Raw genomic sequence first — 6,564 nt, 5'->3', positions numbered from 1 at the left:
CGGTGGGAGATCCCACCGCCGGCTTCCTCGTCACTGCTTCAGGGTGACTGCTTCAGGACTACTGGCAGTCCTGGCCGCTGTTGATGCAGTCGACCACCTGGTTCATCGTGTTCTGGTCGAAGAAGTTGATGAAGTCGTTGTGGTCGGTGATCGCCTTGTGCAGCTGGTCCGGGAAGGAGTCGATCGCGTAGGCGTTCTGCAGCTGTCCGTTCTGGATGGACGGCGCCGGGACGTCGTAGACCAGGCGGACCTGGAGCTGCGGGATGGCCTGGAAGCCGTTGGAGCAGCTGCCGTTCTGCTCGACGAAGTCGACGTGCGTACGGTGGTTGGCGCTGTCGATGTTCTGTCCGTCCCAGCAGCTCTGGAAGAAGGACGTCCGGACCACGGAGCTGCCCTGCGGGCAGATCGGGTACTTGTCCGTCACCACACGGTCCTCGAGACCCGTGCAGCTCCAGTTCGTGTTGGCGTTGTTGAGGCCGTTCACGAAGGCCTTGGCGTCACCGGTGATGATGCGCAGCGCGGTCGGCATCGCGACGACATCGCCCTGCTTGTTGCCGACGAACTTCAGCTCGGCCTGGCTGGGCTCGACGATCTGGCCGACGTTGCCGTCCTGGCCACCGCCGGGGGCGTTGGCGTCGATGTCGTTCGAACCGTCCTGGAGACGGATGACCGGCCAGAAGTACGACGACTTGTCGCCCTGGTTCTGGCAGGTGGTGTCCGCGTTCGCCAGGTCCTGGTCGCTCGCGAAGGCGTTGTTGCTCTGGTTGCCGACGTAGTCGTGCTGGTGCTGGGCACCGTTGCTGACACCGGGGGCGACGATCACGTTGTCCGAGTTACGGAGTTCGTTCTCGTTGGTGCCGCAGCTCGTGGTGAAGGTACCGGTCGAACCGCCGTCACCGTTCGCGGCGAGACCGTTGCCTCCCACGCCCTGCGGGCCGCCGTTCGGCTGGACGGTGGTGAGGTCGACGAAGTCGGCGGCCGCCGGGCCGTTGCCGCCCTGGCCGTTGCCGCCCTGGTCCTGGCCGTTGCCGTTGTCGCCCTGGTCCTGGCCGTTGTCGCCCTGGTCCTGGCCGTTGCCGTTGCCGCCCTGGTTCTGGCCGTTCCCGTTGCCGCCCTGGTTCTGGCCGTTGCCGTTGTTGCCGTTGTTGTTGCCCTGACCCTGACCCTGGCCGCCACCGGCATTGGTCTGGTTCTGGTCCGCGACGCCCTGGCAGTTGGCGAGCTGGTCCATGCCCTGCGGAGTCTTGCCGCCCGCGTTCCGGATGTTGATCCCGATCCGGTCGAGGGTGGCGACTCGCTTGGACTTGAGCGGGCCGAGAATGGCGTTGTTGACGAAGCCGGCATCTCCTGCCTGGGCCTGGCGCGTGTCCGCGAGGCGCTTGTAGGCCGCGGTGATCTGCTGGTCCAGCAGCGCCAGCTCCTTGGCGACACCCTTGCGCGCCTTCTGGGGCACGCTCGTCAGCTGCTGGCCGACGTCAGGGCAGTCGATGGTGGCCACCTGAGCGGAGGCCAGTGTGCTGTTCTGCTTGGACTTCGACTCGCCCGCTGAGGCGTAGAAGTTCGCCCAGACCAGGCCGCCGCCCGCGACCGCGAGCGCCGCGGATGCGGCTATGGCCCGAACGGCCAGCGGCGAACGTCGTTTGCGTGTGTTGCGTCCCATGGAACTCCTCTGACTTCCTTGCGGGGCAGCGAGGCGCCCGACAGGAGTGAAGCGGCTCCATCAAATACGCGGGGAGCCCCAGGAGTGTTCAGGCGACTCAGAAACTGATGAGAGATTCGTGGGACAAACTGGTTTCAACACCCCATGAAACACCGGCAGTTGTTGATCCCCTACGGCGTGTGCACGGTGAAGGTCCCTGGTGGGGTCCGTGAAGGGGGCGTTTCGGCGGCCCTGGCCGAGATGCGCGAGAACCGCCGCCCGCATGCCGATTTGTCGGCTGGGTCCTGTTGTTCGGATCATGCCGACTTCGGGCTACGGCGCCTGACCGCTGGGACTCCCCCCACGCCTTCAAGGCAGTCGGGGAGTGCGTGCCGAGCCCCGCGGCCCAAGGCGTGGTCCGTACGACCGGCCCTAAGCGCCCAGCACCTTCGCCTCCACCGACGCGTCCAGTCCCACCGCCGGACGGTCCGGTCGTCGCGGTGCGACCCCGCCGAGCCCCGTCAGCCACTCCCAGGTGTCCCGTACGGTCTCCTCCACGCCCCGGCAGCGGAGCCCGTCCCGTACGGCCCGTGACACGTCCGCCCGGTGCAACGCGTCGTGGAGGTCGCTTCCCTCCGGAACCCACACCGGCAGCTGCGTCCACGGCTCGATACCGGCGTCGAGGATCAACTCCGATGCTGTCCACCGGAGTTCGCCCGAACCACCGGTCACCCGCACGCACGCGTCGAGCAGTTCGCCCATGGTGGTCGTGCCCGAGGGCCCGACCAGGTTGTAGGCGCCGCTCAACCCCCGTTCCGCCGCGCCGAGAATCCAGGCGGCGAGATCGCGGACGTCGACGTACTGGAGGGGGAGGTCCCGGGGGCCGGGTGCCAGGACCGGTCCGCCCCGGGCGACTCGGGTGAGCCACCAGGGCAGCCGGCCGATGTTCTCGTACGGCCCGAGGATCAGCCCGCAGCGCACGAGGAGCGAGCGGTCGGCGCCGAACGCCTCGACCGCGGCGAGCTCCCCGCCCCGCTTGTCGCGGGCGTAGTCCGTCTGGTCGGCGTCCGCCGAAGCGCCCTCCACGAGGGGTGCCCGCTCGTTGTACCCGGCGGCCGGAGGCCAGGCGTACACCGAGCAACTCGACACGTATACATACCGTTTGGCCACGCCGGACAGCAGCCGGGCGGTGTCCCGAACGGCTCGCGGCGCCGCCGACCAGGTGTCGACGACGAGATCCCACCCGCCCCCGCCGGAAGCAGAACCGACGGTGGAGCCGACGGTGGAGGCGTCGACGAGCGCCGCGAGCCCGTCCGGTGCGGTGCGGTCGCCCAGCAACGACCGCACCCCGGCCGGAGGTTCGTGCCGTCCGCGGTGGAAGACGGTCACCTCCCAGCCGCGGGCCAGCGCCGACTCCACGACGGCGCGGCCCACGAACTCCGTACCACCCAGCATCAGAAGTCTCATACCGCCGACTCTGCCCGCCGGGCGGCCGGTACGGAACGGGAATCTGCTCTCAGGAGATCCGCTCTCAGGAGATCCGACATCGGCGGATTCCCCGGACCGGGGCGAGCGGGTCGGCCGTCAACGGCCCAGCGGCGGCGTGTACTTGTACCCGACCCGCCGCACCGTCTGGATCGCCTGGCGGAACTCCGCGCCGAGCTTGCGGCGCAGCCGGGCGATGTGGACGTCGACCGTCCGCCCGTCGCCCACATGGCCGTAGCCCCACACCGTGGTGACCAACTGGTCGCGGGTGTGCACCCGGTTCGGATGCGCGACCAGGTGGGCGAGGAGTTCGAACTCCAGATAGGTGAGGTCGAGCGGACGCCCGCCGACCTCGGCGGTGCGCTGCACGGTGTCGACGCGGACCAGCTCGTCCCCGACCTCGACAGAACCGGAAGCTGTACCGGAGCCTGCACCGGCGTGGCCGACCAGGCTCTCGTCCGGGACCGCGAACGGCAGCACCGGCGGCTGCTGGTCCGCCGGCACGAGCACCAGGTAGCCGATCATCGGCGGCCGGCCCGGCAGCGTGGGCAGGGTGTGCTGGGGAGCGGGCAGCCAGGTCGCGCCCGGCGGCAGGAAGTCCGTGATGTCCACGACCTCGTCCCGGCCCACGGCACGCAGCCGGTGCCGGGGGGAGGCGCCGGGCGAGGGGACGGCGACGGGGGCGGAGCCCGACGCGGCGGTCAGCGGAGCGGCGGTCGAGAGAGAACGGGTGTTCGCCATGAGAGGTCAGCTCTTTCGCGCGAGAGGTTCGTCCGGGAGACCTCGGCGACCGAGTTCGTGATCGGTTCCGCCGAGGGACGTACGTCGTTCCGCGCCGACCGAAGGCCGGGGTGTACGGCTTTAGAGGGCCGGCGCGTTCATCGCGCGGCAACACACCCGGTCGAAGTCGTGGTGCTGACGGGAAGGCCAGAAGGGCTCGAGGTCATGGCGACCCGTCGCGCGTCGGTTCTGGAAGCTGGCCATGGCTCCATTGAAGCAGACACGCGCCTGCTACAGGAGCCTCCTCTCACTGCTTGGACGCTTCTTTGATGTGACGCGGGTATGTCGTGACCTCATCCGACCAGGCGTCTCCGCCAATCCAGCGGGGTGACGGTGATGGCCTTGGCGGGATCGCCGTCCCACTCCGTGGACAGTCCCTCCGCCGCGAGGGCCTCGACGACCTGCTGCCCGACCGCCGTCGTGGTCTCGGCGGCACCGTCGAACCCGCCGTACAGCAGCGTCAGTCCGTATCCAGCGGCGGCGCCCTCCGTGCACTGCGTGTGGAAGAACACGAACCCGCGGGCCTCCGGCGCTCCTTCGGCGCCGATCTCGGTCGTACCGCAGTTGCGGCAGCAGGTGAAGTTCTCCCGGGCGGTGATGCCGTGCGCCGCCCCGAGCGCCTCGAAGGCGCGGGTGACCCGCTCGGGGTCGGTGACCCCGTCCCAGGTCTCCTGCTCGGCGAGCCGCTCCACCCAGAGCCGGTCGACGAGCTGCCGGGCCTGCGCGGGGGAGACGGGCCGCTCTCCCCCACTCTCGGCCTCGCTCGAGCGGGCAGGGCCCCCATCGTCGACCAGAAACTCCTCGGCGGCCTCGCTCAGCCGCGCACGGTCGTCGTATCCGCAGCGCAGCAGCTCCCGCACCCGCTCCTCGACCTGCTCCCGTACGTCGTCCGGGAGTTCGGGCACCTCCTCGGGGGCGTCGTGGTCGAGCGGGGTCCAGTCGATCCCGGTCTCCCAGCCCGGCGTCCGCCGCGCCCAGCCGGTCATGGCCTCGGCGACCCGCTCCGGGTCGGTGAGGACCGCCCCGAAGAACCGGTCGCGGCCCTCCCGATGCTCCAGTCGGTACTCGCCGTCGGTGCCGTCGTCGGCCCGTTCGTGCCAGACCTGGACGAAGACGTCCGGGACGTCCGGTATCCGCTGTACGACCAGGAAACGGTCGCCGTGGTCCCCGATCCGGCACACCAGCTCGCGCAGCCGGTCCGCCGGGATCCGGGCGTGCTTCTCCCAGTTCTCCGTCTCGACCTTGATGGCCAACTGGTCCGTGCCGACGGGCCCGTTCGTGCGGGCCGGGTCGCCCCCGTGGATCTTCATGCCCCCACCATGGCATGCCCCACCGACAACGCCGGAGGGCGCCCACCGGAACCGGTGGACGCCCTCTCGGAAGCTCGGGCCGAGGAGCCCGGGTGGATCAGACCTGGCCGGCCTTGTCGAGCGCGGTGCAGCAGGTGTCGACGATCAGCCGCGTCACGACGTACGGGTCGACGTTGGCGTTCGGGCGGCGGTCCTCGATGTAGCCCTTGCCGTCCTTCTCGACCTGCCACGGGATACGGACCGAGGCGCCACGGTTGGAGACACCGTAGGAGTACTCGTTCCACGGGGCGGTCTCGTGCAGACCGGTCAGGCGGTCGTCGATGCCGGCGCCGTAGTGCTTGACGTGGTCGAGCGGCTTCGAGCCCTCGCCCAGCGACTCGCACGCGGTGATGATCGCGTCGTAGCCCTCGCGCATCGCCTTCGTGGAGAAGTTGGTGTGCGCGCCCGCGCCGTTCCAGTCACCCTTGGCCGGCTTGGGGTCGAGGGTGGCGGCGACGTCGTAGTCCTCGGCGGTGCGGTAGAGCAGCCAGCGGGCCACCCACAGGTGGTCCGAGACCTCCAGCGGAGAGACCGGGCCGACCTGGAACTCCCACTGGCCGGGCATGACCTCGGCGTTGATGCCGGAGATGGCGAGACCGGCCTCCAGGCAGTTCTCCAGGTGGGCCTCGACGATGTCACGGCCGAAGATCTCGTCGGCGCCGACACCGCAGTAGTAGCCGCCCTGGGGGGCCGGGAAGCCGCCCTTGGGGAAGCCGAGCGGGGAGCCGTCCTGGAAGAACGTGTACTCCTGCTCGATGCCGAAGATCGGCTCCTGGCCGGCGAACTTTTCGGCGACCTCGCGCAGCGCGGCACGGGTGTTGGACTCGTGCGGCGTCATGTCGATGTTGAGGACCTCGCAGAGCACGAGGATGTCGTCGCCGCCGCGGATCGGGTCCGGGCAGGAGAAGACCGGCTGGAGCACACGGTCCGAGGAGTGCCCCTCGGCCTGGTTCGTGGAGGACCCGTCGAAGCCCCAGATCGGAAGCTCGGCACCCTTGGCGTCGTCGGCGAGAATCTTCGTCTTGGATCGGAGCTTGGCCGTCGGCTCGGTGCCGTCGATCCAGATGTACTCAGCCTTGAAGGTCACGGGCCACATCCTTCGGGGGTGGGTCACTAGGCGCAAGTGCGGGTGCTGCGGCGCTGCGGCACTGAAACGCCGCGCTGATGCCGGGCAGCCTGTCAACGTGCGATTTCCCGGTCGTTGCTCGAATGTGAACCCCGTGTTACCTGGGGTCGCTGTGGCGCGACTCACGTCCTGGTGGACGCGCTGGTGGACGCGGACATGAGGCCGGCCACCGCTCCGTGCGGTGG

General features: G+C 69.5%; 5 protein-coding genes. All 5 read right to left on the bottom strand.

The window, feature by feature from the left end; all coding sequences use genetic code 11:
* Nucleotides 1-58 precede the first annotated feature (58 nt).
* Complete coding sequence (locus ACFU53_RS45680; protein ID WP_384006029.1) at nucleotides 59-1,660, bottom strand: DUF1996 domain-containing protein; 1,602 nt, start codon at nucleotides 1,658-1,660, stop codon at nucleotides 59-61.
* 411 nt (nucleotides 1,661-2,071) lie between these two features.
* Nucleotides 2,072-3,106: an NAD-dependent epimerase/dehydratase family protein gene (locus ACFU53_RS45675; protein WP_384006027.1), complete on the bottom strand. Its 1,035-nt coding sequence runs from the start codon at nucleotides 3,104-3,106 to the stop codon at nucleotides 2,072-2,074.
* A 117-nt stretch (nucleotides 3,107-3,223) separates the two neighbouring features.
* Nucleotides 3,224-3,865, bottom strand: coding sequence for a winged helix-turn-helix domain-containing protein (locus ACFU53_RS45670; RefSeq protein WP_384006025.1), 642 nt, complete (start codon nucleotides 3,863-3,865; stop codon nucleotides 3,224-3,226).
* Nucleotides 3,866-4,197: 332 nt separating this feature from the next.
* Nucleotides 4,198-5,214 carry a DUF6891 domain-containing protein gene (locus tag ACFU53_RS45665; protein WP_384006023.1) on the bottom strand — a complete coding sequence of 339 codons (1,017 nt, stop codon included), beginning with the start codon at nucleotides 5,212-5,214 and terminating at the stop codon, nucleotides 4,198-4,200.
* A gap of 97 nt (nucleotides 5,215-5,311) precedes the next feature.
* Nucleotides 5,312-6,340 (bottom strand): glutamine synthetase, encoded by a 1,029-nt coding sequence (gene glnII / locus ACFU53_RS45660; RefSeq protein WP_384006021.1) that lies wholly within the window; start codon nucleotides 6,338-6,340, stop codon nucleotides 5,312-5,314.
* Nucleotides 6,341-6,564 lie beyond the last annotated feature (224 nt).

This window comes from Streptomyces sp. NPDC057474 (genome assembly GCF_042802555.1).
Classification (GTDB): Bacteria; Actinomycetota; Actinomycetes; order Streptomycetales; family Streptomycetaceae; genus Streptomyces.
The sequence above is the reverse complement of the archived record's forward strand: the minus strand, read 5'-3'. Positions and strand labels throughout refer to the sequence as shown.